We start from the raw sequence: 25,107 nt of genomic DNA, 5'->3' as shown, positions 1-25,107 counted from the left end.
AGATCTATTTTTAGAGATTCATTAAAACAGTCATTTTCAATTCAATGATCTAGTTGATCTTAATTTGATAAAAACTTGTTTAAATAGTTTTGAAACTAGCAAAAAATAACAGTTTGAACATTAAAATTAGGGGGATGCAAAGGATTAATTGAAATTTAAAAATAAAAATTTAAGAAAGGATCGGATCATTAAAATTGAATTTAAAGATCCGAAAAAAGAAAAGAATTTATCCGAAGAGTGCGCCTAGACCGGCTGCTGCTTCTTCTTCTTTTTCTTCTTCTTCTTCTTCTTCCTCTTCTTCTTCCTCAGCTGCTGCTGGGGCTGCTGCTGCTGCTACTGGAGCTGCTGCTGCTACTGCGGTTTTTTCCATTGCTTCTTCGATGTCGACATCTTCGAGAGCTGCAATTAATGCTTTAACTCTTGCTTCGTCTACTTCTGCGCCTGCTGCTTCTAAAACCTTCTTCACATTTTCTTCGCTAATTTCCTGACCTGTTGTGTGCAATAACATTGCTGTGTATATATATTCCATGAGATCACCTCAAAGTTTAAATTTTGTTTAGTTTTAATAAATTTTTTAAATTCAATTTTAACTTAGCCAAATAGAGCTCCAAGACCTGCTGCTGCATCTCCTTCCTCTTCTTCAGCTTCTTCTTCATCTTCTGGTTCGTCGTTGTTATCTTCCGGGGTTTCAACTTTAGCTGCAGTTGAACTCAATTTTTCTTTAAGCTCGTCATCAACAGCATTTTCATCCTTGGCAGATACTTCTGATGCTAATGCAAGCATCTGTGCGTATGCTTTGGCCAATAGGACGTCCCTTGTTTTTTCGTTTAATATTTCTGCGTTTAAAGCAAGGTTCAATGACTGTGAAACAGCTTTCTGTATTATGAGTGGTGTAGATTCCTTGTTGAAAATTACAGCTTCGACTGATAAGTTCAGTGCTTGTGTAAATGCTTTCTGGACATCTGCTAAAGTTTTTTCCTCGTCAACTGTCAATAGATCAGATGTGTAAATAGTCTCTGCTTCATAGGCAGCTCTGAGATCAATTCCTACTTCTAGTGGGAAAATTTCAAGCCTTGTAAGTATGCTTGCAACATCCCTAGGAATAACTTCTCCAGCTTCAACTATGACCTTATCATTGGTGATAACTATTTTTCCCTTCTCTATCTTGGCAGGAATTCCTGCCTTTTGAAGTTCACCAAGTACCGGACCAGGTTTGAATGCAGTATCGCCCTTAGGAACAATTATGTCTTCAGGTGCTATACTTCCAGCCTTTGCAGGTGCTGGTGTTTTACTGCTCTCTAGAATCTTGTAGAGTTTAAATGGATTCATATTGGTGAATATTAGGGCTGGTTGCCCTTCCATGTAGTCTTCAAGATTTTCTATCTGGGCTTTTTCACTGTCGTTCAATGCAAGGCTCATTAAAGTTTTCCTTGACATCTTCAGAGTAGCACTGTCTTTGAGTGTTCTTCGCATTTGTTGGAGCTGAGGGGCTGGTATATCTGCAAGGTTTGCCATACCCACAACTTCATAGCTGTTTATAAGGTCCTTGAGGTTTGCTACTTCATCCTTTTTCCATTCAGCAACATGAGGCATTATATCACCCTCGCTACTGGGCCCATGGTTGTTTTAATGTACATGGACTTTATCTGACTTCTGCCCTTCTCAAGTTTTTGATCCAGTATTTGAAGAATTGCTTCAATATTCTCAGCAATCTGTTCATCGTCCATCTCTTGCGAGCCGACAATTGCCTGGATAACTGGCTGGTCTTTAATTCTTACTTTTGCTGTATTTTTTAATCTCTCCATCAGCGGTTCTGGTTTTGCTGATGCAGGAACTGGTTTTGGCATTTTCTTTCTAGGTCCTAAAACTGGTCCTAGGAATCTACCCACAAGTGGCATGAAATCTGCCTGGGCAACAAAGAAATCATTCTGGTTAGCAACTTTTTTAGCTGCTTTCCTGTCTTTACCAAAGCTTTCTAAACCTTCTTTGGTAATTACAAGGCTTGCACCAGCATTTTCTGCCTGAAGTGCCAGTTCTCCATCTGCAATAAAGACGACCGAAACGTCTTTACCACGGCCATTTGGGAGAAATACTTCTTCGTCTATACGGTTTTCTGGCTTTTTCACGTCTAAATCCTTGATTGTGATGACCACATCAATGGATTGTGTGAAGTTCCTCGGCTTTGAATCTTCTTTAGCCTTCTTCACCGCTTCCAATATCTCTTCTTTCATCTAATTCCTCCATGAACTTTAATTTCAAAAGTTCACACGAATTATTTTTTTCTATTGTGTTTGTGTTCAATGATATGATTTGCCATATCTATGAAATTGAATTTGTGAAATGTTTTTGATCTGTAATTATGATCATTGAATTATCATTACATAAAAGCATGATCATAGAACTAAAACAAAAAAATGAAATAAACTTAGACGTTTTGGACGAGTGTTTCGTCGTAAACTCCTTGATCTATCTCTTTCTGCACGTCTCTAGGATCTTTTCCTTCGACTGTTATTCCCATACTCACGCATGTTCCAATAACTTCTTTTGCAGCATTTTTGTAGTCGTTTGATAGAAGTGCATCGAACTTCATACGTGCGATTTTCAATGCCTGTTCAACCTTGAGATCTGCAACCTTTTCAAGTCCAGGATCTGTTGAACCTTTCTCAATTTTAAGTTCATCAATGATGAGTGCTGTTGTAGGTGGAGTACCAACTGTGACTTCAAATTCTTTGGTTCCAACATCTACGATTACCTTTACAGGTACTTTCATACCTTCAAAGTCGGATGTTTTTTTGTTTATCTGCTCAACAACCTGCATCATGTTTATGCCTAGCGGACCTATTGCTGGACCCAATGGTGGTCCTGGTGTTGCTTTTCCGCCGTCTATAAGAATTTCTACGGTTTCTTTTGCCATTAATCTGCCTCCTTCTGTATTAATCTGATTTGATCACCTTTAACTGTAACTGGGATTGGTACTGCTGCTTCTATCAGTTCCAAAACAACATCTTCTTTGGATTCATCGATCCTGACAACTTTAGCTTTCTCCCCTTTAAATGGACCGGATATGAGTTCGACAATACTTCCCTTCTGGACCGATGCAAGTATTGGCTCCGGATTTAGAAAGCTTTTAACTTCTTCGTAGGGAATTTCACCCTCTATTGCACCCTTCATATGTGGTACTTTAAAGGCTGGATTCTGCATATCGATCTTGGTTGAAGATTCAACTAAAATGTAACCCCTCAGGCTTTCGGGAACAAGAATAGAATGGACTTCAATTCCACTATTTTTAACGTTTCTGCCGATTATTCTTGCAACGTTTTTTTCTTGACCTACAAGGGTTCTTATTGCATAAATCAAACTATCACTAACCTTCAAAAAATTTTATTAAATAGACTATGAGTTAATTAATTAATTCTATGATCTTCAAATTTTTTTATATACCGGATAAAAGCTGCGCTCCTATACTTATTATGAAACCTATGGCGCCTATTATAATGACACCTAGTCCAGTTATTTTTGCTACGTTCAAAAATTCTTCTCTGCCAGGCTTTCTGGATACATGCAGAACTCTTTGACAGAGTTTTATAAAATCGACTAGAGACTTTTTATTCAAGTTCATGGAAATACCCACTTCAATTATAATTTATAGAGAATGAGAATTTTTAAAATTTAGATAGATCACATTAGGAGGGTATGGGTTTAGAGATTTATAAACCTTTCCATTTATGGGAGATGGTAATCACTAAACTCAAAGGAAAGTAGGGTAGAGAATTAATTGTAACGGGTTTTTCCCTTTAAAATTAATTGAAGGTCAGTTTAAAAAACGCCATCAATAAATTCTTCTAATGAAGATTCAGGAACACTTTCGCGTTGTTTTTCCTCAACGTACTCTTTTTCACCAGGCATTCCAAATATGTGTGGTGATTTAACACCTGCAACAACAATGGTTGTCCTGATGACATTTTCTAAGTCTTCCTGTATCTGAGTACCCCATATTATGTTTGCATCTGGATCCAGTTCGTCTGCTACGATCTGTACCACCTTTTCAGCCTCGTGTAAGGTGAGGTCAGAACTTCCGCATATGTTAATGAGTGCCCCTTTAGCATTGGATATATCCAGATCAAGTAGTGGACTGTTTAAAGCTTCATGAACAGATTCAATTGCCCTGTCTCCAGAGTCAGATTCACCCATTCCGATCATGGCCATGCCAGATCCCATCATGATGCTTCTGATATCTGCAAAGTCGAGACTAACCAAACCAGGTTTGGTAATGAGTTCTGTTATTCCCTTAACAGCTCTTCCAAGGAGCTCATCAGCAACCATGAATGCCTTGTTGATTGGCAAGTTTGGTGCTACTTCGAGCAGTTTATCGTTTGGAATGACTATTACGGTGTCTGCAGCATCTTGAAGTTTTTCAAGTCCTTTTTCTGCATTTTCGCGTCTTCTCAGTCCTTCAGCACTGAATGGCATGGTGGCCACAGCGATTGTTAAGGCGCCTATTTTTTTTGCTAACTTGGATATTACTGGTGCGGAACCTGTTCCAGTTCCTCCCCCTAAACCGCAAGTAACAAAGACCATATCTGCCCCTTCGAGTTTTTCTTTGATCTGTTCTTCGCTTTCTTCAGCACTTTCTTCCCCGATATCAGGTATTCCACCTGCACCGAGTCCTCCGCATGTCGATCGTCCAATCAGTATCTTATGATCTGACTTGGAATAAAAGAGATCTTGTGCATCCGTGTTAACGGAAAGTGTGCCCGCACCTTCGACTCCTATTTCCGCGAGTCTTGAAACTGTGTTATTTCCAGCCCCTCCAGTTCCTACAACGAAAATTTTAGCCCGGCTTCGTTGGATAATCTCTTTTAGATCGCTGTCGATGTTGTCGTCAAATGAATTGCGCTCTTCCATGGTTGATCTTTCCTTTCTTTTTTCAGATTCCTTTATGGTATTGTTTATAAGAGATTTCAATTCCTACCCCCACAGCTAATGTTTTATTATGTTAATTGTGTTATTGGACCTACTCATATTTAAAAGCAACGGTATTTTTGGTCATAATTTACCACTGAACTATGATTTTTAACCCTTATCTTTCAATTCTCATTGAAAGTTATGTACTATCCAATTCTGAACATGGATGTTTTTCAAGTTTAGGATTGTGTTCAATTTTGGGGAAAATTTTGACAATAAAACCCTTCGAGACTAAGGTCGGGGCATTGCAATTATTTCATTTATTTTGAGGTCAAAAAAATTTCCCATGTGGGCTGGTTTCAAAACAATGGCAGAATCTAAACCTTTTCCAGTTCCCCCAACAGCGATAATTTCGGTATCAGTTGGGATAAGACCTGCGTCGGCTGTCATTATAGATATTTCCACACCAACTTTTACTCCTTGAGAAAAAAGACGTAATGTGGCAGCGATAATTTCTACGGGAGTTATTCCTCCAAATTTATTTGATATGCCTCGTCCAACTCCACTTAAAGAGTGTGATCCAATGAATGTTTTAACTCCATTTTTTTCTAGTTCTGTTCTGTATTCTGGTTCCAGTTCTATGATATCTTCACCCTTAAAACCTGAGTGGTGTGTGACATTTACGATGTTGAGTTCAGGATTATCCAGGGCCTTAACCAGTTTAACTGCCGAACTTCCTGATGCAGAAGCAACAACAATATCCTTTATTCCTAGTTCTTCCATTCTGGTCTTCACAAGTTGGATCAGTTCATCGGTATTTTCTTTTCCTGGCCTTTCAAAGTACTGAATAGTTTTTTCCATAACTTACATCTCCTTTTTTAGGTTTAAAAGATCTATCTCATTAAATTCTCAAATCTATTAACATATCATATGCTTTTCTGTGATGTAATTGTCTATGTACTATAGATATTAATGCTTCAGATCATGCGGGTTGAGATATGATCAATAATTGTTTTCATAAAAAAAATGAGAATGTTATAAACCACTTTTTTCGGGTGTTGTTTGTATTTTGAATATAGAGTTTCTTTTAAATCCTCAATTACTCATTAAATTGATATTATTCATCATGATGATTTGGAGTACAGATGGAAGTAAACATCGTAATGGTTCATTGGATTATCCCATAAACCATCAACACAGTTTTCAGTCCATAACTGTGCTGTAACACTTATCTTGTCTCCTTGATTATATGTTATTGGAGCTATACTATCTAAATGGGTATGGAGGGTTGTTGCAAACGCTACAGGTGATGCTACCAGCACTGTTAACACCAACATCATAACTAGTTTTGAAATGTTTCTTTTCATTTTTTCCTACTATCGAATAAAATTGAACAATTTAAATTTAAAAGTTTAATTATATAAATTAACTGTATTATTGTCCTAATATGCTAGTTTTATTTAAAAATATTTCATCTAAATAATCAAGAATTCCCTGTTTACCATGATTTTAAATGTACTCATGCCTTAAAATATTCTTAGGGATTTTCATTTTGTATTTGAGTAATTATTTGCGGTTTAGATTGGGTGTAAAAACCAATTCTCTCTTTTTTGTATGTGGACAAATGGTGTTTAGGTAATGGATAAGCAAAACGAGTCCATACACGAGCTAAACTTCATGTTAAAACCAAAAATAGTAAAGTCAGCTTGAAGATATAGGATAATCTGAAAGTTTAGTTAAAATGATAGAAGGTGAAAATTAAGCATATTCTGCATATTTGAAGTATCATAAATTTTTTTAAGCAAGAAAAAAATCTAACTAGTGGAATGTACATAATTATATAGTAGGTGATGCAATGAATGCATTTGATTTTCTTACAAAGGATCGTATAAGACCTTCTGGTGAAGGTGTTACAATGATGTTAGACAAGGGAATGGGTCCTAACATGGTTGAAGACTTTTTAGAGATTTCTGGCAACTACGTTGATCTTGCCAAGTTTGGATGGGGAACTTCCGCAGTGCATGAAAGGGAACTCATAAAGTACAAGATCGATACCTATATTTCCAACAACGTTGTACCCTATCCCGGGGGAACACTCTTTGAACAGGCTTACATAACCAATAAATTCAACGAATTTTTAAAAGAAGCTCAAGAATTAGGATTTGGAGCTATAGAAATATCTGATGGTACAGTGGACATATCTGCTGTTGAAAGATCTGATATAATTGGAATGGTTAAGGATGCAGGTTTCATGGTGCTGACTGAGGTTGGTAAGAAGGATCCAGCCAAGGACCATCTTCTGAGTCCTGGTGATCGTGTGAAACTCGTTGAACAGGATCTAGAATCTGGGGCGGATAAAGTTATTATCGAGGCTAGAGAAGGTGGAAAAGATTTGGGCATCTACAATGGCAAGGGCGAAGTTAAGGAAGAGGATATGCAGATCTTAATAGATGCTCTTGATGTGAACCAACTGATCTGGGAAGCGCCACAAAAAAATCAGCAGACCTACATGATACTCAAATTTGGACCCAACGTGAACCTCGGAAACATAGCACCAGAAGAGGTCACCGCACTTGAAACAATGAGAAGAGGTTTAAGAGGAGATACTTTGGGTAAGGTGAGTTTTTGATGATTGAAAAGGTTACCGTTCTTGGTGGTTACAACAAACAGGGAGAAGAAGAATCTGTTAAAAAAGTTGTGATTAAAAAAGGAGAAATAGTAGGTGTGGTTGGTCCAACTGGCAGTGGTAAAAGCTCATTAATAGGAGATATTGAACAATTAGCCCAGAAAGACACATTTTCCAAGCGAAAAATTCTTGTAAATGATGAAGAACCCAGTTACGATGATAGAACCAACCCAAGAAAGAAAATGGTGGCCCAGTTATCTCAAAATATGAATTTCCTGGCTGATATGAGTGTTGGAGATTTCCTCAATCTTCATGCAAAGTGCCGAGGTGCAAGCAGCAAGTGTGCCGATGCAGTCATCAAACTTGCAAACACACTGACAGGAGAACCAATAAAAGAGGAACATGATCTCACCATACTCAGTGGTGGACAGTCCAGGGCATTGATGGTGGCTGACGTTGCAATCATCAGTGATTCACCCATAGTTCTCATTGATGAAATTGAAAATGCAGGTATAAGGAAACATGACGCTTTAAATGTGCTATCTGGACATGGAAAAATAGTGATGGTGGTTACCCATGATCCTGTGCTTGCACTCATGACAGACAGGAGGATAGTAATGCGATCCGGTGGAATGGAAAAGGTGATCTCAACCACAGAATCTGAAAAGTCCATATCTAAGAAACTGAACAGAATAGATGATCTTTTACTGAATCTAAGGGACAAGGTCAGAAATGGTGATGTCATAGAGGACATCAATTTGGATGGTGTGAACTTATGAGAATGATTATTGTTGCAGGAACGCCGGGTTCGGGTAAAACTGCGGTGCTCATACATGCTCTTCGTAGCCTTAAAGAAAGGGACCTTAAATCTTCAGTTGTCAAGATCGACTGTCTTTACACCGATGATGGTAAGAAGTTTGAGAAGATTGGAATTCCAACCAAGGTCGGGCTTTCAATGGACATGTGCCCAGACCACTTCGCAATCTACAACATCGAGGACATGATTGAATGGGCCCAAGAAAATGATTCAGAATGTTTAGTAATTGAAACTGCAGGGCTCTGCCACAGATGTGCTCCTTACACCCAAAACAGTTTGGGAGTTTGCGTCATAGATGCTACAAGTGGACCAAACACTCCACTCAAGGTTGGGCCGTTTTTAAGCACAGCAGATATTGCAGTGATTACCAAGGGTGACATGATATCGCAGGCAGAAAGGGAAATATTCAGAGAACGTGTTCTGGAAGTAAATCCTAATTGCAAGGTAATAGATGCAAATGGCCTATCTGGACAGGGCTGTATGGAACTTGCAGAAGAAATTTACCAAACAGAAGAAGTTTCCCTAGAAGAGGAAAAATTAAGACATTCTGCACCTTTGGCAGTTTGCACGCTCTGCGTGGGAGAAACCAAGGTCAACAAAAAACATCACAGGGGAATTCTCAGAAAAATTGATGGATTCCAAACCTACAAAGGTGAATGAAAGTTTTTTTATGGTGAAAACATATGAGTTCAGTAAATTCAAATCAGAGATCCAAGGTCACAAAACTCCTGCCTGGTTTTAACTGCGGAATATGTGGATACGCCCGATGCGAAGAATTTGCACATTCCCTTCTAAAAAGAAAATCTGATCTTGGAAAGTGCAGATTCTTGTTTCAGGAAATATTTAACGAGAACAGAAATGAACTTGAAGAATTCTTACGCCAGGAAAATATCATAACCCCTGAAAAGAAACCTGTAGGTGTTCTTGATGGTTATGAAGCAGATTTTATTTTGAATCCACTTCCCAAGGAGGAATCCTGTCGTGAAGTTCTCTACCCTTTCACAAGAAAACTTCTAAAAAAGGATGATATCATCCGATACAGACCTCTTGGTTGTCCAATAATACATTTTGCCAGAATATTGGATGAAGACAACGGCCTAATAACTGTGCACATGATAGGGCCTTGTCACAGAATGGATCCAGACAGCGAATTTGAGTACATGGACATTGGAATTTGTATGGTGGGAGGATTTGAAGGATTGGTTGAAGGACCACTGCCCTCTGTTGGTGAAACAGTCAGATTTCTTCCTGGCCACTGCATGATGCAGAAGGTACATTCCGGCGTTGTTGTGCAGGTGGTCGGTAAAAGAGTCATTATTGAGGGCATAGACCTTAAAGTATGGGCCCCGCCTGTAAAGGGTTCTGCAGATTAAACCGATCTGTCAGTGTCCCAACTATTTTTTTTAAAAAATTATTGGAAAGAAAATAAAATGGAGTACAGAACAATCCCAGTTAACACGGGTTATATTAAACCTAATGAGTCTTACGACATAATAATAGATAATGCATCATCTCTGCTTGAAGATGGGGATTTTCTGGTCATTTCAGAAACACCAATATCAGTTTCACAGGGAAGGTTGGTTGATGAATCTGAATTTGAACCATCAATACTTTCAATTCTTTTGGCAGATGTTTGGTCTAAATATTTATGGGGATACTTACTGGGTCCGATATTTAGGATCAAACCTAGGACAATTAAAAACTTAAGAAAATTACCAAATGAGGCAAGAACACATAAGAAGGTTATTCTTGAGTACTATGGAATTAAACACGCTCTTAAACCAGCATCAGAAGCAGGTGTGGATCTTAGTAATGTTCCTGGGTCAATGGTTTCGTTACTGCCTGACGATCCCACAACTGTTTCAAAGGATATTTCATCTAAGATCAAGTTAAATCATGGGAAAAATGTGACTGTATTGATAATCGATACAGATGCTAGTTACCAAATATTCAACACCAAGTTCACTTCACTACCAATTGCTGTTGAGGGTATACGTTCGGATATGGGGTTTTTTGGATATTTACTCGGGAGATTTTCGACTCTGCTTGGACCCACACCCCTTGGAATTTCAGAATCAATTGATCTAGAACAGATATTGGAAATAGCAGCTGCTGCAGAAAATTTTCATAAAAGTAATGAAACTGATATAGAAACAGTTTACGATATGAGCAAGGCATTTGAAGGGGATATTGCAGATGTAACTATTGAGATGCTTGATTCTGTAAAACATACTCCTGCAGTGATAGTTCGAAGTCTTAAAAAGCCGTGATTATCCATATTTAACAAGGTCTTAACTTGCTTCAACAAATTATAAATACTAATGTAACTATATAATTTAGTACCAAAGTTAATAATCTTAAAACGAGACAAAATTAGATTTTTCGTTAAGATTAATGATTTTTTAATGGTTTGAAAGCTTTGGAAATGGAAATTTTTGATATTTGTTACTAACTACTTTGAATTTGTGTTTGGCTACATATTAGGGTACTGTAAATTCATGATTTCATACTAAATTCATTTAATAAAACTATGTTTGAAATCCTTATATCAAATTCCAAAGAACCAAGTAAAGATGTGTAATAGGAGGGGCATTAATGCTTAAAGATCCAGCAGTTCAGGAAATTCTAATGGATATTACCAATGATGAACAGAGTAGTGTTTCAATCATTGAGTGTTTGTTAAATGGTAAAACAACAGATGAAGAAATTGCCGAAGAAACTGAAATAAGGTTGAATATTGTGAGAAAAGTGTTGTATAAATTATACGACGCAGGTATAGCAACTTACAAGCGAAGTAAAGACCCAGAGACCCAGTGGTATACTTACAGCTGGACATTTGAGCAAGAAAAGGTTGCTGACATTGTAACTGAAAAGTTCGAAAAGTTCTCCCGAGAAATTGAAGAATCCTTGGAGTACGAAGAAGGAAACATGTTCTTTTCATGCAAGTTAAATGGACACCGTTATAAATTTGATGAAGCATCAGAAAATAACTTTGAATGTCCAGAATGTGGCGGATCCCTGGAATATCAGGACAACTCCACGATAATAGTTGAATTGAAACAGATGATGGATAGAATGGCCTAAAATAATAATTTTTTTTGCATTCACTATTTTTTTCTATTTTTATTTATTAAAATTACCGAGGGAAATCTTTGGATATAACCACCTGCTTAAAAGCTTTAAACGATTATAACTGCCCCCCAAATGTTATTGCTCATTCTAAGGCTGTTTCTAAAAAGGCTGTGGAAATAGCTAAAACCTATTCCGAAAAAACTGATGCAACTGTAGATGTGGAACAGGTGAAGTATGGTGCACTGGTGCACGACATTGGCAGATCAAAAACCCATTCCATCCAACATGCAGTTGTGGGGGCTGAAATTCTGAGGGATCTTAACTTTCCAGAATGCTACATCAACATAACCCTTAAACATATTGGGGCAGGCATTCCCTGTGAAGAAGCAGAAGAACTTGGTTTGCCCAAAAGAGATTACATTCCCTCCACTATTGAAGAAAAAATTGTGGCACAAGCCGACAATCTAACCAGTGGAACAGCTGAGGTTGACTTAACATTTGTTCTAAAGAAGTGGAAGGAAAGTTTTGGAAAGAACCACCCTGCAATTAAAAGGATCAAACTACTGCATGAAGAACTTTTACTGGACTGACCCTATATTTTTTCAGCTGATTTTACCCTTGATTTTTCATGGTTCTGGTAACTGTTTTGATATTCCAATCTATCAATTTGGCAGTTTGGTCCGAGTGTAATATTTTTTCCTCTGACAACCTTTGCATGGGTGTTTTCAAGATAAATTTCATCTCCTTCCACTGTATCAACTTCCAAGAAACCCTTGTTAGAATGGGGAGTTATCCTATTTTTCAGACCTAAGAAACTGAATTTAGCATCTTTTTTTACTGTAATGTTGGTTCCGCCTATTTCTGATACTTTGCATGGCCAGTACATGGTTAGTTCAAATAATTCTACATTTAAAAGTCCATCAATAACAAATCCTCCTTCGATTTTGCAGATTTCAGCGTTTAGATCTCCCTTTAATTCCAAACTTCCCTGAAATGATGCTTCATCTGCGAAGATGTCTCCTAGGAAATCTGATTCACCATAAACCTTTAGGTCAACTGTGTTTATTTGGCCGCCAAATTTGAATTGTCCCTTAATCATAACCTCTTCAGCAGTTAAATCTCCCTTAATCTCTCCGGTACCTAGGACTTCACATTTTTTACATTCTAGGTCTCCAATTATCTGGCCACTTCCCTTGATCATAACGTCTCTAAATTTTCCCCCACCAGAACTGCCCTGTCCATAAATTTTTAAATCTGTTAAATTTTCCATATTAATCTCTCCTTTAAAACATCTTAATTTTTAGTTCTTCAATTAATTCTGAGATATTCATAATTTCCATGATCTTTATGGTTTCTTCGAAGTGAACATCCTTGGAATCTGGGACCATGCAGCAGCTTGATACTCCCATTTTCCTGAAGAATATTAGTTCACAATTTTTCCCCTTGAATTTTTGATATTTGTCACTAAATAGTTGAAACACAATTTTACCTTCAGAATGTCCTATTTTTCCAGATTTGAACATTTTATCCAGCAAATAAATGGAAATAATTTGTTCAAAACGAAATTCTTTTGTTTCACCATATTCTTCCCTAGTGAACTCCAATGTAGCTTCTGAAACAATGTTACGATCCTTGAGTTCTTTTTCACTCACTATTTTTTCCGTTAAATCTGGAGATAACATGTCTGCAAGGCTGTCTAACGAAATATCGCCCTTCATATTTTTTATTTTTTCAACCCTATCAATCACTTTGTATTTTGGAAAGAAAGTTTCCTGTCCTGTGAATGTGGATTTTTTTATGAACCATTCTTCTGGTATTAATTTTTTCCGTTTCCAGCGATATAACTGTCCATAAGAAATTCCAGTGATTTCTAACAACTCTTTTTTAGATATTAAATCTTGGCTCAATTGATCACCTCAAGACCATATGTAACATAACATAACATTGTTTCATTATTGTTGGTTTATGTTATATAAAATTTATGTGTACAAAAAAAAACTATATTTGAAAACCCAATTTAAACCAACCAACCATTTAAAAAATATTTAAGATGAAAACCAATAGTTATGTAATCCAACATAGAAAAATAGGTAATTTTTCAATTGATAAACTGGATAACATTAATCATCTAAATTAGGTGAACCAATGGTTACAAACAAGAAAATAATAATTTTCACAGGACCCTCATTACAGCCCAAGGAAGCAGAAACAATTCTAAAAGCAGATTATCGCCCCCCAATAGCAAGGGGAGATATAATTCAGGCTTTAACTGATGAACCCGATATTATAGGAATTATTGACGGAGTTTTTCATAAGGAACCTGCAGTTTCCCACAAGGAAATTCTCGAAGCACTAAAAAAGGATGTTACAGTGGTTGGAGGGGCAAGTATGGGTGCATTAAGGGCTTCAGAACTAGATGACTTTGGGATGGTTGGAGTGGGTCAGGTTTACATGGACTACAAAACTGGTGTGATAGAATCTGATGATGATGTTGCAGTGGTTATAAACCCTGATACAATGGAACAACTATCAGAAGCACTGATAAGTATAAACTACACCTTCAAAGCAGCTCTTAAACAAGGCGTGATTAACAGATCTGACTACGATCTACTTATAAAAACTGCCAAATCAATATATTATCCTAAAAGAAGCTATTCTAAAGTATTTGCTGAATCGGGGCTTGAAAAATCCAAGGTAGAACTGCTCCAAAAATTTTTAGAAGTCCATGCAATTGATGTTAAGAGGATGGATGCTCTGGCAGTTCTTGATTACATCAAAAAAATAGCTATTTAAATTATCATTAACAAGTTAAGTTAATTCTTAACAAAATTTACAAATTTCATAATAATAATTTCAGGAAGGTTCAGATGGAAGTTGAAACAAAACTGCAAAACCTAAAGGATTACTTAAGGGATAAAAATATTTTAATAGCCTTCTCTGGAGGGGCTGATAGTTCTTTGGTAGCCAAAATAGCTTCTGAAGTATCAAAGGAATCCCTTGCTGTTACAGTTGATAATGGAGTTATGCCTCAGGATTTTATTGCAAACGCAACCAAAATAGCCGGGGAATTGGGAATAAAACACAGGGTTGTTGAAGAGAATTATCTTAATGATCCCGCATTTCGATCCAACCCTCCAAACAGGTGTTACATCTGTAAAACTAAGATGTACACCAAACTAGCAGAAATTGCAGGGGAAAATGAACTGGAAATTATGGACGGAACCAACATAACCGACCTGCTTGAGGACAGACCAGGCATAATTGTGAACTACGATCTAGAAATTAAAAGCCCACTTGTAATGGCAGGATTCACATCAGACGATGTTAAAGAAGCCTTAAACCAACTTGAAATAGAATATTCTCCATCAACCACATGCATGGCAACCAGAATATCAAAAAATTCTGAGATCACACCCAAAAAGATCAACAGATTGAAATATGCAGAGTCTTTGCTAAAGGGACTTTCAGGTTCTAAGGTGGTTAGGGTCAGAGATCAGGAAGATATGGCCATATTAGAAGTTGAAAATATTGAAAAACTTCTGAATTTAGGAGTGCTAAATCACCTTGATTCTGAGTTGAAGGCAGTGGGATTTAAACGTGTAACACTGGACATAAGTGGGCATGGTGATACAAAAAAGGAGCTCGTGGTTTACAAGCCATGTAAAGATGAGGCCAACAAGATAATGTTTGAAACAGAGCTTCCATACTCCATAAACATCAAACAAACATGTGCCGAACTTGAAACAATTGGCACTGTGAAATGTTCTGTTGAAATGGGAATCGCCATGCTAGAATCCGATGGAAGAAATGTGACTGTGTTTAAAAATGGTAAGCTTGTGGCAAGGAAGGTTGCTGATCAAGAAGATGCAGAACAGCTTTTAATAGAAGTTTTACCTAAAATACGAAGGAACATTTAAGAAATAGAGCATCATTAAAAAAGAATTAAAAAAATTAAATTAAACTTTTTTTATTTAAAAATAAAATAATTTGAAAATCTCAGATCTCCTTATGAACATCTTGAGAGAACTTCCTTCTGAAACTTGTCAACTTCTTGAAAAAGCCTCTGGAATCTGATCCTCCGATGGTTATAAATCTTCCACCTATGTCCACATCCATATCATCTGCCTTGATGTTGGTTATCTCAACAACTATCTCCGATGCATCCTTCAAGTCATCATCTGCAGAGTAGGTGTAATCAATGGTCATGACATCGTGGGGATAAACCTCATTTAAAGCCCTCTTTATGGTGAGTTCCATGACATTGAAGAAAGTTTCAAGTTCAGGAGCTTGTTCCCACCATAGGTTGGCCATGATCAATCTGAGGTTGATGTCTTGAATTGATACATCACCCCGTTTCTTGGCAATTATTTTAATGGTTTCAGGGTTGGATTTGATCTTAATTATGGGTGTTTCTGACATTTTAATCATTTATGGCTTTTATTAAGTCAACGGCTCTTACTAGTCCTACAAGGTCTCCTTCAACATCAATAACAGGAATTTGTTCGATGTTTCTCTGCCTCATTTTATTTGCACATTCTTGTACCGAGGTTTTCGTTGTAACTATAACAAGGTCTGTGTTTGCAACATCTTTGATCTTTTTATCAGAGAATTTAAGATGGTTCTTAATGACGTAAAGGACGCTCTTACTGTCCCAAGACCATTTATCACCTTCTGTACCTACAGAAGTGTTGTGCACAGTTCTCTCGGAAACAACTTCACTTTCTTCTATAAAATCTGTTTCAGTAAGTATTCCTGTGAGTTTACCGTCGTTGTTCAATCCAAGAAGTACTTTTAGTCTGTAGTATCGCATTATTTCGAAGGCAACATTTAAAGGAGTACCTTCCCAACTGGTTGGGATGTTTTGGATCATGTAATCCTCTGCAGGTTCCTGAATTTCCATCTTCCAGAGCGCTTTATTAACTAAATCTGAAGCTGTTACAAGTCCTACTAATCTTCCTTCCTCAACTATGGGTATTCTTCTGATGTTGTTGTTGATCATCTTCTCTGCAACGGTTTTAACACTATCATCTGGTGATGCAGTAATGATGTCTCGAGTCATTATCAGTGCTATCTGTTCTTCATCAGGATTTTCAACAAGATCTGTTCTTGTTAGTACGCCTACCAATTGATCAGTTCCATTTTTTACTACAGGCAATCCAGATACTTTCTTCTTTCTCATGATTTCAAGGGCGTTTGCACGATTTCCAGGAACATGAACCGAGATAATATCCTTTGCCATTATTTCTTTTACAAGCATTTTATACACCAGCCATAAATAAAATTAAATAAAAAAAATCAATAAACTAAAAAAATTTATAATTAGTTTTTTTTTTAATGCACGGCTAAAACAGGACACTTAGCAGATCTTACAACCTTTTCTGTGACACTTCCCAGCAGGAATCTGTCCAAACCATGTTTTCCTGAAGTTCCAATTACTACCAGATCAACATCCTCTTTTTCAATTGTTTTTAGGATGACATCTGCGGGTGAACCTTCCTTTGTTTTGAGGGTTACTTTCAGTTCCCCTTCCTCAACAGATTCTTTGCTCGCCATTTCAAATATGTGTTCTAATGCCTGTCTTCCTTCTTCCTTGAGCATATCCTTAATTCTGACTATGAGATCCTCTGCAGGCAATCCAACGAGTGATGAGGTTTCTATAACATTTAATGCAATTATTTCGGCTCCACTGGCGTTAGCAATCCATATTGCGTGTTCTGCAGCTTTATTTGCAAATTCTGAACCATCTGTTGGTAAAAGTATTTTTTTGTACATTCGGTTCACCTCTCCATGATTTTTTTAGAGTAATAAACTACTGTTTCTCCAAATCATAATCAATTCTATTGGTATTTGGTCTTCATATCATATAAATATTCGATTGGCTGGTTTCACAAAACCAGTTGGTTAATATTTATATTGGATATATTATTAATATGTCTGGGTTTCACCAGCGAACTTCGAAAAAATTAAAAAAAAATTAAAGTCCTAAAACAGTTTTGCCATTCATGTATGGGATTAAAACTTCTGGAACTTTAATTGTACCATCTTCCTGTTGATAGTTTTCTAGGATGCAGCAAATAGTTCGTTCTGTTGCTATTGCAGTACTGTTTAGAGTGTGGCACATTTTCAATGAATCTGAATCACCATGAATACCGTAGCGTGCATTCAATTTACGGGCCTGATAATCTCCACAGTTGGTACAAGATACCAGTTCTCTGTAGGTTGAAGACCCAGGGAACCATGCTTCAAGGTCGTATTTTTTAGCAGCATTATCATTCAACTCACCCGAAACAATGGATACAATTCTGTACGGAAGTCCGAGTTTCTGGTAGATGAGCTCTGCATTTTCAAGCAGTTCCTGATGCAGATCCCTCGAAGATTCAGCATCACAGAATATGAATTGTTCAATTTTTTCAAACTGATGAACCCTGAAAATTCCAAGGGTATCCCTACCATGGGATCCTGCTTCCCTCCTGAAACAGGTAGATAATCCGCAATATTTGCGTGGTAACGTTCTTTCATCTATTATTTCACCACGGTGCAGGGCTGCCAGGGTTTGTTCAGAGGTTGCTATCATGAAGAGATCTTCACCTTCGATCTTGTAGAGTGTCTCTTCAAAATCTGCAAGTTCTGCAGTTTCCTTAATAACATCGTGTTTGATGAAGAATGGTGTTTGAAATATTTCGTAGCCCTTCTGGGACAGGGTGTCCATTGCAAATTTTAAGAGGGCCATGTTTAGGTAAACAATATCTTCCTTCAAGTAATAAAATCTGGATCCTGACACTTCGGCAGCTCGCTTAAATTCTGCACCATCAATGGTTTCAATTAAATCCACATGATTTGCAGGTTCAAATGAGAAGGATGGCATATCTCCAAATTCAGATATGACCTTGTTATCTTCTTCTGTTTCAGATACTGGAACATCAGAGTCTAGAATGTTTCCAACTTTGTACCTGAACTCATCCCTGGCTTCGATGTACTCTGAAATTTTAGGTTCCAGTTCATTAATTTCCTTTGAAATTTCCTTTGCCCGGTTTTGGAGCGCTTTAAGCTCATCCTTTCCCTGTTTTCTTGCTTCGTTAAATGACTTGGATAACTTGTTTCGCTCTGCACGAAGTTCGTTGAGCTTTTTTAAACCGTTTCTCCATTTGAGATCGAATTCAATTACTTTTTCAACATTTTCAGTAGTTCTGAAACGTTTTTTTTCTGATTCAAGAATTAAATCAGGATTTTCCCTGAAAAGTTTAATATCTAACATGGTATCATCGTGTCTTAATTGATTGTAAAGATTTTCTTTAAATTGAAATTAGAATTATATTTATTATTAAGTTTATCAAGTTATTTAATGGTTTAAAACCCAAAATAGTTGGGAAGAGCTTGAGTCCAATTTGTTCAAGCACCAAGTACTACTGAACCATCCTTGATCAAAGTGTTAATACCTTTAGATCTTGTCCTGTTTATGATTGATAAGATAGGATCTCCGGACACGCCTTTAATTAACATTATATCTGCAATTTTACCTTCTTCTATGACTCCTGCTTCGAGTCCTAGAGCTTTGGCAGGGTTAACTGTTGCCATCTTAAAAATTTCAAGCGGATCTAAATGGGTTTTGTAAATACCCCTGGTAACCTTCAATGCATACTCCATTTCAGAAAACATGTTTGGGGAGTTGAACATCAAGTTATCAGTGCCGAGGGCCACATTCACGCCATTGTCTAGCATGGCTTTTATTGGAGGAATTCCCACTGAAAGAGCACCATTGGATCTTGGACAGGAAACAACTGTGGCATTTGACCTACCAACAGTTTCAAGGTCGTGGTCAACAGGTTCAGTCATGTGGATCAATAGGTTGAAACCTGCATCTACAGCCCTTTGAATTTCGGTTTTTCCATGTACATTAAGTGATTCACTTTGTAACTTCAAATACTCTGCCACGTGTATGGCTGACAGCTTACCAACTTCATCACAGGTTTCCACAATGAGCCTGGCTACATCATCTTTAATTTCACCAAAACCACTTAAACCAATGCCATCGCAGTGATTTAAGATTTCCTTGGCTGCCATCTTAATCTGAGTTAGATCATCAGATTCTTGAAATGAGGCATGCCTTCCCAAGACAATTTTTCTTATGGGAATATTTTTAGATGCCTCCTCCAGAATTTCAATGCCTTCAACACCACCTTCTCGAAAATCAACGAAGGTAGTTGTGCCTGTTTGAAGCATTTCTTCCATGGAGTTTCTCATGGAATTCATCATTTCTTTTGAAGATGTTTCGCCCAGTATGCGATGTTTAATTCCATTTGGTGGTTTCACAATTTTCTCAATTGGTTCTCCATCACCAACATCCTTGGCTACAGAATCTCCAATATGAACATGTGAATTTATTAGTGAGGGGGCAGCAACACAGTTTTGTCCATCAACCACCCTTCCCTTGGAACCCCTGGGAGTTAACTCAACAATTTCATTATCCTGAATGATGATGTTCAATTTTTGAAGTTCCATGGCTTCGCGACAGAGGACCTTGGCATTTTTAATGGTGATCATCAGAATAAATTATTTTTATTGTAGTATTTGAGTGTTGGCAAAAATTAATTAAAAACCCATGAACTTCTTAAAATATATTTTTTTTGTAGAATAGAAAAAGAAAAATTTATGGAAAAAAGGAGTGGTTTAACTGGAATGGTATTCATTAAGAGATTTAATACCGATCTCTCCTTCTTTAACATGTTCAATTGCGTTTAACACTGCACGTGCACCTGCAAGTGTTGTTACATATGGTATTCCCATTTCAATTGCCATTCTTCGGATATAATATCCATCATCTGCAGATTGTTTTCCAGAGGGGGTGTTGACTATGAGATCTATTTCACCATTTACAACTGCATCCCTTATGTTGGGAGATCCCTGGCTCACCTTGCGTATGGTATCGATGTTCACGTAGCTTTCTACTGCTTGTGCAGTTCCATTTGTAGCTACCAGTTCGAATCCAAGATTCTCTGCCTTTTCAACAATGTCTTGAATGCTGTTCTTATCAGAGTCCCTCACACTTATGAATAGTTTACCCTTTTTAGGAAGTTCCATACCTGCAGAGAGTTGGGCCTTGTAGTAGGATACACCGAAGTTTTCATCTATACCCATGCTTTCTCCTGTTGATTTCATTTCTGGACCGAGTACAGAGTCTGCTGCTGGCAGTTTTATGAATGGGAATATGGATTCCTTGACAGACACATGGTTTACCACAATTTCATCCTTCAATCCAAGGTCTTTGAGTTTGTACCCCACCATTAACATGGCTGCAATTTTAGCCAGTGGAACTCCAACTGCTTTACTTACAAATGGAACAGTTCTGCTGGCTCTTGGGTTGGCTTCGAGTATGTAAACCTTTTCATCCTTCACAGCGTACTGGATGTTCATGAGACCCACAACTTCCAGTTCCAGGGCGAGTCTGGTTGTGTACTCCTTCATGGTATCTAAAACTTCTTTAGATATGCTTTGTGGAGGTATAACACATGCAGAATCTCCTGAATGCACTCCTGCTTCTTCGATGTGTTCCATTATTCCGCCTATGAAAACGTCTTCTCCATCTGAAAGGGCGTCCACATCTATTTCTATGGCATCTTCAAGGAATTTGTCAACTAGAATTGGATGTTCTGGTGATATCTTAACTGCTTCCTTCATGTACCTTTTAAGTTCATTGGCGTCGTAGACAATTTCCATGGCCCTTCCACCTAGAACATAGGAGGGTCTAACAAGTACTGGGTATCCAATTTTATCTGCAACCAACTTTGAATCTTCGAATGAGTACGCAATTCCGTAGTCTGCCTGGGGAATTTCAAGAAGATTCAGTACTTCTGTGAAACGTTCACGATCCTCTACCCTGTCAATACTTTCATGTGCAGTTCCAAGGATTTGAATACCTTCCTCTGCAAGGGGTACTGCAAGATTTATGGATGTTTGTCCTCCAAACTGTACTACGACTCCGTCAGGTTCTTCCTTGTCCATGATGCTCATGACGTCTTCGAGTGTTAAAGGTTCGAAGTAAAGTTTGTTAGATATATCGTAATCTGTACTCACTGTTTCAGGGTTGTTATTTATGATAATGGTCTCTATTCCTTCATCTTTAAGAGCCAATGATGCATGAACACAGCAGTAATCAAATTCAATTCCTTGTCCAATTCGAATTGGTCCTGCACCAATAATAACAACCTTCTTCTTATCATGGGATACAGTTACTTCGTCTTCACCTTCGTAGGTACCGTAGTAATATGGGGTTTTAGCTTCAAATTCTGCAGCACATGTATCAACCATTTTATAGGTTGGAACAATTCCCTTCTCCCTTCTTAAATCCCTTATTGATTTTTCAGGGATTGATGTTATGTTGGACAAGATTTTATCAGAGAATCCCATTTTCTTGGCTTTGTATAAAACTTCTGGGTCGAGCACTTCTTCAGGGCTTAAATTCCTCAGATAGTTTTCATGGTCAATTATGCTTTGAATTTTGTATAAAAAGAATCTGTCAACTCTAGTAAGTTCGTATATTTCATCAATATCTCTACCATCCTTGAGTGCTGTGTAAAGATGGAACAACCTCTCATCTGTGGGATACTTTAAAAGTTCATCGGTGTATGGAACATCTTCAAATCCAAATTTACCTATGTCAAGGGATCTTATGGCCTTGTGAAGAGATTCTTCAATGGTTCTTCCAATGGACATAACTTCCCCTGTGGACTGCATCTGCACACCAATTTCCCTTTTAATGGCCTTGAACTTGTCGAAGGGCCATCTTGGAATTTTGGCAACAACGTAGTCAAGGGATGGTTCAAATGATGCCGGTGTTTCCTTGGTAATATCGTTTTGAATTTCATCAAGAGTCATACCAACAGCGATCTTAGATGATATCTTGGCAATAGGATAACCAGTAGCCTTAGATGCAAGGGCACTACTTCGACTAACCCTAGGATTCACTTCTATAACCTTATAAGCACCAGTTTCGGCGTTGAATGCAAACTGGATGTTACATCCTCCCTGAATTTGCAGAGCCCTTATGATCTTGATGGATGCATTTCTGAGTCTCTGGTTGTCCACATCTGAAAGGGTTTGGGAAGGTGCAACAACCACACTTTCTCCAGTGTGAATTCCCATGGGGTCGAGGTTTTCCATGTTACATACAATGATACATGTATCGTTTTTGTCCCTAACAACCTCATACTCAAATTCTTTCCATCCAATTACAGACTCATCAATGAGAACCTGGTTTATGAAACTCATATCCAGTCCTCTTGTGGCAATATCCACCAGTTCCTTTTGATTATGGGCTACACCGCCCCCTGTACCTCCAAGAGTGAAGGCGGGTCTCACAATCACAGGATATCCAATTTCAGTAACAGCGTCTATTGCCTCATCCAATGTTGTCACGGCTCTACAGTGCGGTATTGGTTCATTCAGTTCTAGCATGAATTTACCGAAGAGTTCCCTGTCCTCAACATTTCTAATGGTCTGAACAGATGATCCTATTACTTCAACATCTTTAAGGGCTCCTATCTTTTCTAGCCCTGTTGCAATGTTCAGCCCGGTCTGTCCACCCATAGTGGGTAATATGGCGTCTGGTTTTTCTTTTTCTATGATTTTGGCAACTATTTCTGGTGTCAATGGTTCTACATAGACAGTATCTGCCATATCAACGTCTGTTTGTATGGTTGCAGGGTTACTGTTTACAAGAACTGTTTCGATACCCTCATCCATGAGAGATTTACATGCTTGAGAACCTGAATAGTCAAATTCAGCAGCCTGACCTATTTGGATGGGTCCTGAACCAATGATGAGAACTTTTTTTATTTCTTTGTCCCTTGGCATTTACAATCCTACCTTTAATTCATAATGATCTATTAATTCATCCATTTATTTAGTAAATAATTTTATGAGATTCATCTAAAATTGTATTTTTCAGTACTTAACTTTCATTGTTCTAGTAATTCTTCAGGGTTTCAAGGAACCTGTCGAAGTAACTATCAGAATCATGCGGACCTGGACCTGCCTCTGGATGGTACTGAACACTGACTATTGGCAGTTCTTCATGCTCTAATCCTTCAGGTGTGTGGTCGTTAAGATTTATTTGGGTAATGTTGATTGGAATATCCTTGCATGAATTTGGGTCTAAGGTAAATCCATGATTTTGTGAGGTTATGGATACTTTTCCAGTTTTAAGATCCTTAACAGGTTGGTTGATTCCCCTGTGTCCAAATTTCATTTTATTGATCTTGGCTCCGAAGGCCAGGGATATTATCTGTTGACCTAGGCATATTCCAAATATTGGGAGTTTAGTTGACAGATCAAGCACTGTTTGAGCTGCTTCAGTGACACGTGTTGGGTTTCCTGGGCCGCTTGAAACAAGCACAGCTTCAGGATCGTAGTCCATGATCTCTTTGTAACCTGTTTTGTAGGGTACTAAAACCACACCGATGTCGCGTTTTAACAAAGCATTTATGCTGTTCTTTTTTATTCCACAGTCAAGAATCACTGCTCTGTGCTTATTATCTTCACCGATTATTGTGGGTTTTTTTACAGATACTTTATCAACCAGATCCATATTCTGAATTTCTGTCTGTTCCTTTGTGAGCTTTAAAAGTTCATCATCTTCAATTTCTTCGGTTGAAATTGCTCCCTTCATTGCTCCATGTTCTCTGATCTTGAGTGTCAGAGCTCTGGTGTCTATCCCACTGATTCCAGGAACTTCAAATTCTTCTAAAAAGTCATTCAAATTTTCTTGGGAGAGTCTGTGGGATGGATAGTTGTTCTGTTCCCTAACAATAAATCCTTCCGCCTTAATTCCTTCTGATTGGAACCATTCTCTTGATATTCCGTAATTTCCTTGTAAAGGATAGGTTGACATGAGTATTTGGCCTTTATAAGATGGATCTGTGAGTGACTCAACATATCCGGTCATTCCAGTAGCAAAAACCACCTCACCAGTCTTTATGGTTTCAAAACCGAACCCCTCTCCTTTAAGTATTGTACCATCTTCTAAAGCTAATTTAGCCTCTTTTAGCATTTCATCACCGGTTAAACTGTTAAATTAAAAAATTTTAATATTCAATGTAAAAACATATTCCATCATCATAGTTTTGTACACTATGTTTAATTAGATTTTTTATTATGAGTATAGTTATCCCATAGTGTAGTTAATAAAATATTATTTTCATTGCAGTAATAAGATTATTTGCATGAAACTTCACCCAAATTAAGGTACTACTTCATGGGTTTGGTCATGATTACAGCGTCTTCTAAATCTTCGTAGTAATCTTCAACAACCTTATATTCCTTGAATCCAATTTTAGAATAGAATTTTCTGGCACCTGTATTTCCTACCCTTACCTCGAGTTTCAGTATCTTTACACTGAATTTTTTGAAGGATTCTATGCTGGCTTCCACAAGTTTGGTACCAACCTCAAGTCTTCTGAAATTTTTATCCACAGCAATTGAAATGATATGGCCTTCATCTTCATATTTGATCCAAAATATAATATACCCTACAATCCTATTATTTTCCTGGGCAACTAGAAATCCAGCACCTAAATTGTAAATATCAATGAGAATGTTTGGAGGGTAGGGATCATTGAAGGATGCCTTCTCAATTTCTAGGACTCTTTTTATGTCCTGACGTTTAAATTCTCTTATTATCATAAATTTCTCC

Annotated in this window: 28 protein-coding genes; 9 read left to right on the top strand and 19 right to left on the bottom strand. The window is 37.6% G+C overall.

Going from position 1 to position 25,107, the window contains the following annotated elements; genetic code table 11:
• Positions 1-226: 226 nt before the first annotated feature.
• From rpl12p to METBO_RS11110, 9 genes are all read right to left on the bottom strand, one after another.
• Complete coding sequence (gene rpl12p, locus METBO_RS11150) at positions 227-529, bottom strand: 50S ribosomal protein P1 (protein ID WP_013645818.1); 303 nt, start codon at positions 527-529, stop codon at positions 227-229.
• Between the two features lie 62 nt (positions 530-591).
• Positions 592-1,593: a 50S ribosomal protein L10 gene (locus METBO_RS11145; protein ID WP_013645817.1), complete on the bottom strand. Its 1,002-nt coding sequence runs from the start codon at positions 1,591-1,593 to the stop codon at positions 592-594.
• Positions 1,593-2,231 (bottom strand): 50S ribosomal protein L1, encoded by a 639-nt coding sequence (locus METBO_RS11140; protein WP_013645816.1) that lies wholly within the window; start codon positions 2,229-2,231, stop codon positions 1,593-1,595. The genes METBO_RS11145 and METBO_RS11140 overlap by 1 nt, the downstream gene beginning before the upstream one ends.
• Positions 2,232-2,425: 194 nt before the next feature.
• A complete protein-coding gene (locus METBO_RS11135; RefSeq protein ID WP_013645815.1) occupies positions 2,426-2,914 on the bottom strand; it encodes a 50S ribosomal protein L11 in 489 nt (162 codons plus the stop codon).
• Complete coding sequence (locus tag METBO_RS11130; RefSeq protein ID WP_173319782.1) at positions 2,914-3,375, bottom strand: transcription elongation factor Spt5; 462 nt, start codon at positions 3,373-3,375, stop codon at positions 2,914-2,916. Before METBO_RS11130 ends, METBO_RS11135 begins: the two co-directional genes overlap by 1 nt.
• A 58-nt stretch (positions 3,376-3,433) precedes the next feature.
• Positions 3,434-3,619, bottom strand: a complete 186-nt coding sequence (locus METBO_RS11125) for a protein translocase SEC61 complex subunit gamma (protein WP_013645813.1) — start codon at positions 3,617-3,619, stop codon at positions 3,434-3,436.
• A gap of 197 nt (positions 3,620-3,816) precedes the next feature.
• Positions 3,817-4,905, bottom strand: coding sequence for a cell division protein FtsZ (gene ftsZ / locus METBO_RS11120; protein WP_173319806.1), 1,089 nt, complete (start codon positions 4,903-4,905; stop codon positions 3,817-3,819).
• 291 nt (positions 4,906-5,196) lie between these two features.
• Positions 5,197-5,766, bottom strand: coding sequence for a pyruvate kinase alpha/beta domain-containing protein (locus METBO_RS11115; RefSeq protein WP_013645811.1), 570 nt, complete (start codon positions 5,764-5,766; stop codon positions 5,197-5,199).
• Positions 5,767-6,029: 263 nt separating this feature from the next.
• On the bottom strand, positions 6,030-6,272 hold the full coding sequence (locus tag METBO_RS11110) for a hypothetical protein (RefSeq protein ID WP_013645810.1): 243 nt from the start codon (positions 6,270-6,272) through the stop codon (positions 6,030-6,032).
• A gap of 488 nt (positions 6,273-6,760) precedes the next feature.
• On the opposite strand from METBO_RS11110, the gene comA reads away from it, so the two are divergent.
• The 7 genes from comA (at position 6,761) to METBO_RS11075 (ending at position 12,010) form a co-directional block, all read left to right on the top strand.
• Complete coding sequence (gene comA, locus METBO_RS11105) at positions 6,761-7,534, top strand: phosphosulfolactate synthase (RefSeq protein ID WP_013645809.1); 774 nt, start codon at positions 6,761-6,763, stop codon at positions 7,532-7,534.
• On the top strand, positions 7,534-8,310 hold the full coding sequence (locus METBO_RS11100) for an ATP-binding cassette domain-containing protein (RefSeq protein ID WP_013645808.1): 777 nt from the start codon (positions 7,534-7,536) through the stop codon (positions 8,308-8,310). Before comA ends, METBO_RS11100 begins: the two co-directional genes overlap by 1 nt.
• The gene (locus tag METBO_RS11095; protein ID WP_013645807.1) at positions 8,307-9,008 is read left to right on the top strand and encodes a GTP-binding protein; all 702 of its coding nucleotides are present in this window, start codon (positions 8,307-8,309) and stop codon (positions 9,006-9,008) included. The genes METBO_RS11100 and METBO_RS11095 overlap by 4 nt, the downstream gene beginning before the upstream one ends.
• Positions 9,009-9,031: 23 nt before the next feature.
• Complete coding sequence (locus METBO_RS11090) at positions 9,032-9,721, top strand: (Fe-S)-binding protein (protein ID WP_013645806.1); 690 nt, start codon at positions 9,032-9,034, stop codon at positions 9,719-9,721.
• 57 nt (positions 9,722-9,778) lie between these two features.
• A complete protein-coding gene (locus METBO_RS11085; RefSeq protein WP_013645805.1) occupies positions 9,779-10,618 on the top strand; it encodes a coenzyme F420-0:L-glutamate ligase in 840 nt (279 codons plus the stop codon).
• Between the two features lie 325 nt (positions 10,619-10,943).
• Positions 10,944-11,432, top strand: a complete 489-nt coding sequence (tfe, locus tag METBO_RS11080) for a transcription factor E (protein WP_013645804.1) — start codon at positions 10,944-10,946, stop codon at positions 11,430-11,432.
• Between the two features lie 68 nt (positions 11,433-11,500).
• Positions 11,501-12,010 (top strand): TIGR00295 family protein, encoded by a 510-nt coding sequence (locus tag METBO_RS11075; protein ID WP_013645803.1) that lies wholly within the window; start codon positions 11,501-11,503, stop codon positions 12,008-12,010.
• Between the two features lie 2 nt (positions 12,011-12,012).
• On the opposite strand, the gene METBO_RS11070 is transcribed toward METBO_RS11075, so the two are convergent.
• The gene (locus METBO_RS11070) at positions 12,013-12,690 is read right to left on the bottom strand and encodes a polymer-forming cytoskeletal protein (RefSeq protein WP_013645802.1); all 678 of its coding nucleotides are present in this window, start codon (positions 12,688-12,690) and stop codon (positions 12,013-12,015) included.
• 13 nt (positions 12,691-12,703) lie between these two features.
• Positions 12,704-13,327 (bottom strand): YhbD family protein, encoded by a 624-nt coding sequence (locus METBO_RS11065; RefSeq protein ID WP_013645801.1) that lies wholly within the window; start codon positions 13,325-13,327, stop codon positions 12,704-12,706.
• A 238-nt stretch (positions 13,328-13,565) separates the two neighbouring features.
• Between METBO_RS11065 and METBO_RS11060 the strand changes: the two genes are divergently transcribed.
• Positions 13,566-14,213 (top strand): TfuA-related McrA-glycine thioamidation protein, encoded by a 648-nt coding sequence (locus tag METBO_RS11060; RefSeq protein ID WP_013645800.1) that lies wholly within the window; start codon positions 13,566-13,568, stop codon positions 14,211-14,213.
• 74 nt (positions 14,214-14,287) lie between these two features.
• Positions 14,288-15,337 (top strand): ATP-dependent sacrificial sulfur transferase LarE, encoded by a 1,050-nt coding sequence (gene larE / locus METBO_RS11055; protein ID WP_013645799.1) that lies wholly within the window; start codon positions 14,288-14,290, stop codon positions 15,335-15,337.
• 79 nt (positions 15,338-15,416) lie between these two features.
• Here the strand turns inward: larE and METBO_RS11050 are convergent, their stop codons facing one another.
• From METBO_RS11050 to rimI, 8 genes are all read right to left on the bottom strand, one after another.
• Positions 15,417-15,839, bottom strand: a complete 423-nt coding sequence (locus tag METBO_RS11050) for a hypothetical protein (RefSeq protein ID WP_013645798.1) — start codon at positions 15,837-15,839, stop codon at positions 15,417-15,419.
• A 1-nt stretch (position 15,840) separates the two neighbouring features.
• Positions 15,841-16,677 carry a CBS domain-containing protein gene (locus METBO_RS11045; protein WP_013645797.1) on the bottom strand — a complete coding sequence of 279 codons (837 nt, stop codon included), beginning with the start codon at positions 16,675-16,677 and terminating at the stop codon, positions 15,841-15,843.
• Between the two features lie 74 nt (positions 16,678-16,751).
• Positions 16,752-17,192 carry a universal stress protein gene (locus tag METBO_RS11040; RefSeq protein WP_013645796.1) on the bottom strand — a complete coding sequence of 147 codons (441 nt, stop codon included), beginning with the start codon at positions 17,190-17,192 and terminating at the stop codon, positions 16,752-16,754.
• A 202-nt stretch (positions 17,193-17,394) separates the two neighbouring features.
• Positions 17,395-18,675 (bottom strand): serine--tRNA ligase, encoded by a 1,281-nt coding sequence (gene serS, locus METBO_RS11035; RefSeq protein ID WP_013645795.1) that lies wholly within the window; start codon positions 18,673-18,675, stop codon positions 17,395-17,397.
• Positions 18,676-18,809: 134 nt separating this feature from the next.
• Positions 18,810-19,961: an amidohydrolase family protein gene (locus METBO_RS11030; protein ID WP_013645794.1), complete on the bottom strand. Its 1,152-nt coding sequence runs from the start codon at positions 19,959-19,961 to the stop codon at positions 18,810-18,812.
• 126 nt (positions 19,962-20,087) lie between these two features.
• Positions 20,088-23,270, bottom strand: a complete 3,183-nt coding sequence (gene carB, locus METBO_RS11025) for a carbamoyl-phosphate synthase large subunit (protein WP_013645793.1) — start codon at positions 23,268-23,270, stop codon at positions 20,088-20,090.
• 112 nt (positions 23,271-23,382) lie between these two features.
• Entirely contained in the window at positions 23,383-24,465 is a 1,083-nt protein-coding gene (gene carA / locus METBO_RS11020) for a glutamine-hydrolyzing carbamoyl-phosphate synthase small subunit (RefSeq protein WP_013645792.1), read from the bottom strand.
• 197 nt (positions 24,466-24,662) lie between these two features.
• Positions 24,663-25,097, bottom strand: coding sequence for a ribosomal protein S18-alanine N-acetyltransferase (gene rimI / locus METBO_RS11015; RefSeq protein WP_013645791.1), 435 nt, complete (start codon positions 25,095-25,097; stop codon positions 24,663-24,665).
• Positions 25,098-25,107 lie beyond the last annotated feature (10 nt).

It is taken from the genome of Methanobacterium lacus (assembly GCF_000191585.1).
In the GTDB taxonomy this organism is placed as follows: Archaea; Methanobacteriota; Methanobacteria; order Methanobacteriales; family Methanobacteriaceae; genus Methanobacterium_B; species Methanobacterium_B lacus.
This window is presented reverse-complemented; position numbering and strand designations above follow the sequence as displayed.

Bases quoted from the DNA above. Each gene is read 5' to 3' on its own strand.
- METBO_RS11050 (WP_013645798.1), bottom strand. From the start codon at position 15,839: ATGTCAGAAACACCCATAATTAAGATCAAATCCAACCCTGAAACCATT.
- METBO_RS11140 (WP_013645816.1), bottom strand. From the start codon at position 2,231: ATGAAAGAAGAGATATTGGAAGCGGTGAAGAAGGCTAAAGAAGATTCA.
- METBO_RS11090 (WP_013645806.1), top strand. From the start codon at position 9,032: ATGAGTTCAGTAAATTCAAATCAGAGATCCAAGGTCACAAAACTCCTG.
- METBO_RS11110 (WP_013645810.1), bottom strand. From the start codon at position 6,272: ATGAAAAGAAACATTTCAAAACTAGTTATGATGTTGGTGTTAACAGTG.
- larE (WP_013645799.1), top strand. From the start codon at position 14,288: ATGGAAGTTGAAACAAAACTGCAAAACCTAAAGGATTACTTAAGGGAT.
- METBO_RS11040 (WP_013645796.1), bottom strand. From the start codon at position 17,192: ATGTACAAAAAAATACTTTTACCAACAGATGGTTCAGAATTTGCAAAT.
- METBO_RS11145 (WP_013645817.1), bottom strand. From the start codon at position 1,593: ATGCCTCATGTTGCTGAATGGAAAAAGGATGAAGTAGCAAACCTCAAG.
- METBO_RS11045 (WP_013645797.1), bottom strand. From the start codon at position 16,677: ATGCTTGTAAAAGAAATAATGGCAAAGGATATTATCTCGGTTCATGTT.
- METBO_RS11115 (WP_013645811.1), bottom strand. From the start codon at position 5,766: ATGGAAAAAACTATTCAGTACTTTGAAAGGCCAGGAAAAGAAAATACC.
- METBO_RS11085 (WP_013645805.1), top strand. From the start codon at position 9,779: ATGGAGTACAGAACAATCCCAGTTAACACGGGTTATATTAAACCTAAT.
- METBO_RS11060 (WP_013645800.1), top strand. From the start codon at position 13,566: ATGGTTACAAACAAGAAAATAATAATTTTCACAGGACCCTCATTACAG.
- ftsZ (WP_173319806.1), bottom strand. From the start codon at position 4,905: ATGGAAGAGCGCAATTCATTTGACGACAACATCGACAGCGATCTAAAA.
- rpl12p (WP_013645818.1), bottom strand. From the start codon at position 529: ATGGAATATATATACACAGCAATGTTATTGCACACAACAGGTCAGGAA.
- carB (WP_013645793.1), bottom strand. From the start codon at position 23,270: ATGCCAAGGGACAAAGAAATAAAAAAAGTTCTCATCATTGGTTCAGGA.
- tfe (WP_013645804.1), top strand. From the start codon at position 10,944: ATGCTTAAAGATCCAGCAGTTCAGGAAATTCTAATGGATATTACCAAT.
- METBO_RS11070 (WP_013645802.1), bottom strand. From the start codon at position 12,690: ATGGAAAATTTAACAGATTTAAAAATTTATGGACAGGGCAGTTCTGGT.
- METBO_RS11030 (WP_013645794.1), bottom strand. From the start codon at position 19,961: ATGATCACCATTAAAAATGCCAAGGTCCTCTGTCGCGAAGCCATGGAA.
- METBO_RS11095 (WP_013645807.1), top strand. From the start codon at position 8,307: ATGAGAATGATTATTGTTGCAGGAACGCCGGGTTCGGGTAAAACTGCG.
- carA (WP_013645792.1), bottom strand. From the start codon at position 24,465: ATGCTAAAAGAGGCTAAATTAGCTTTAGAAGATGGTACAATACTTAAA.
- METBO_RS11135 (WP_013645815.1), bottom strand. From the start codon at position 2,914: ATGGCAAAAGAAACCGTAGAAATTCTTATAGACGGCGGAAAAGCAACA.
- METBO_RS11125 (WP_013645813.1), bottom strand. From the start codon at position 3,619: ATGAACTTGAATAAAAAGTCTCTAGTCGATTTTATAAAACTCTGTCAA.
- comA (WP_013645809.1), top strand. From the start codon at position 6,761: ATGAATGCATTTGATTTTCTTACAAAGGATCGTATAAGACCTTCTGGT.
- METBO_RS11100 (WP_013645808.1), top strand. From the start codon at position 7,534: ATGATTGAAAAGGTTACCGTTCTTGGTGGTTACAACAAACAGGGAGAA.
- rimI (WP_013645791.1), bottom strand. From the start codon at position 25,097: ATGATAATAAGAGAATTTAAACGTCAGGACATAAAAAGAGTCCTAGAA.
- serS (WP_013645795.1), bottom strand. From the start codon at position 18,675: ATGTTAGATATTAAACTTTTCAGGGAAAATCCTGATTTAATTCTTGAA.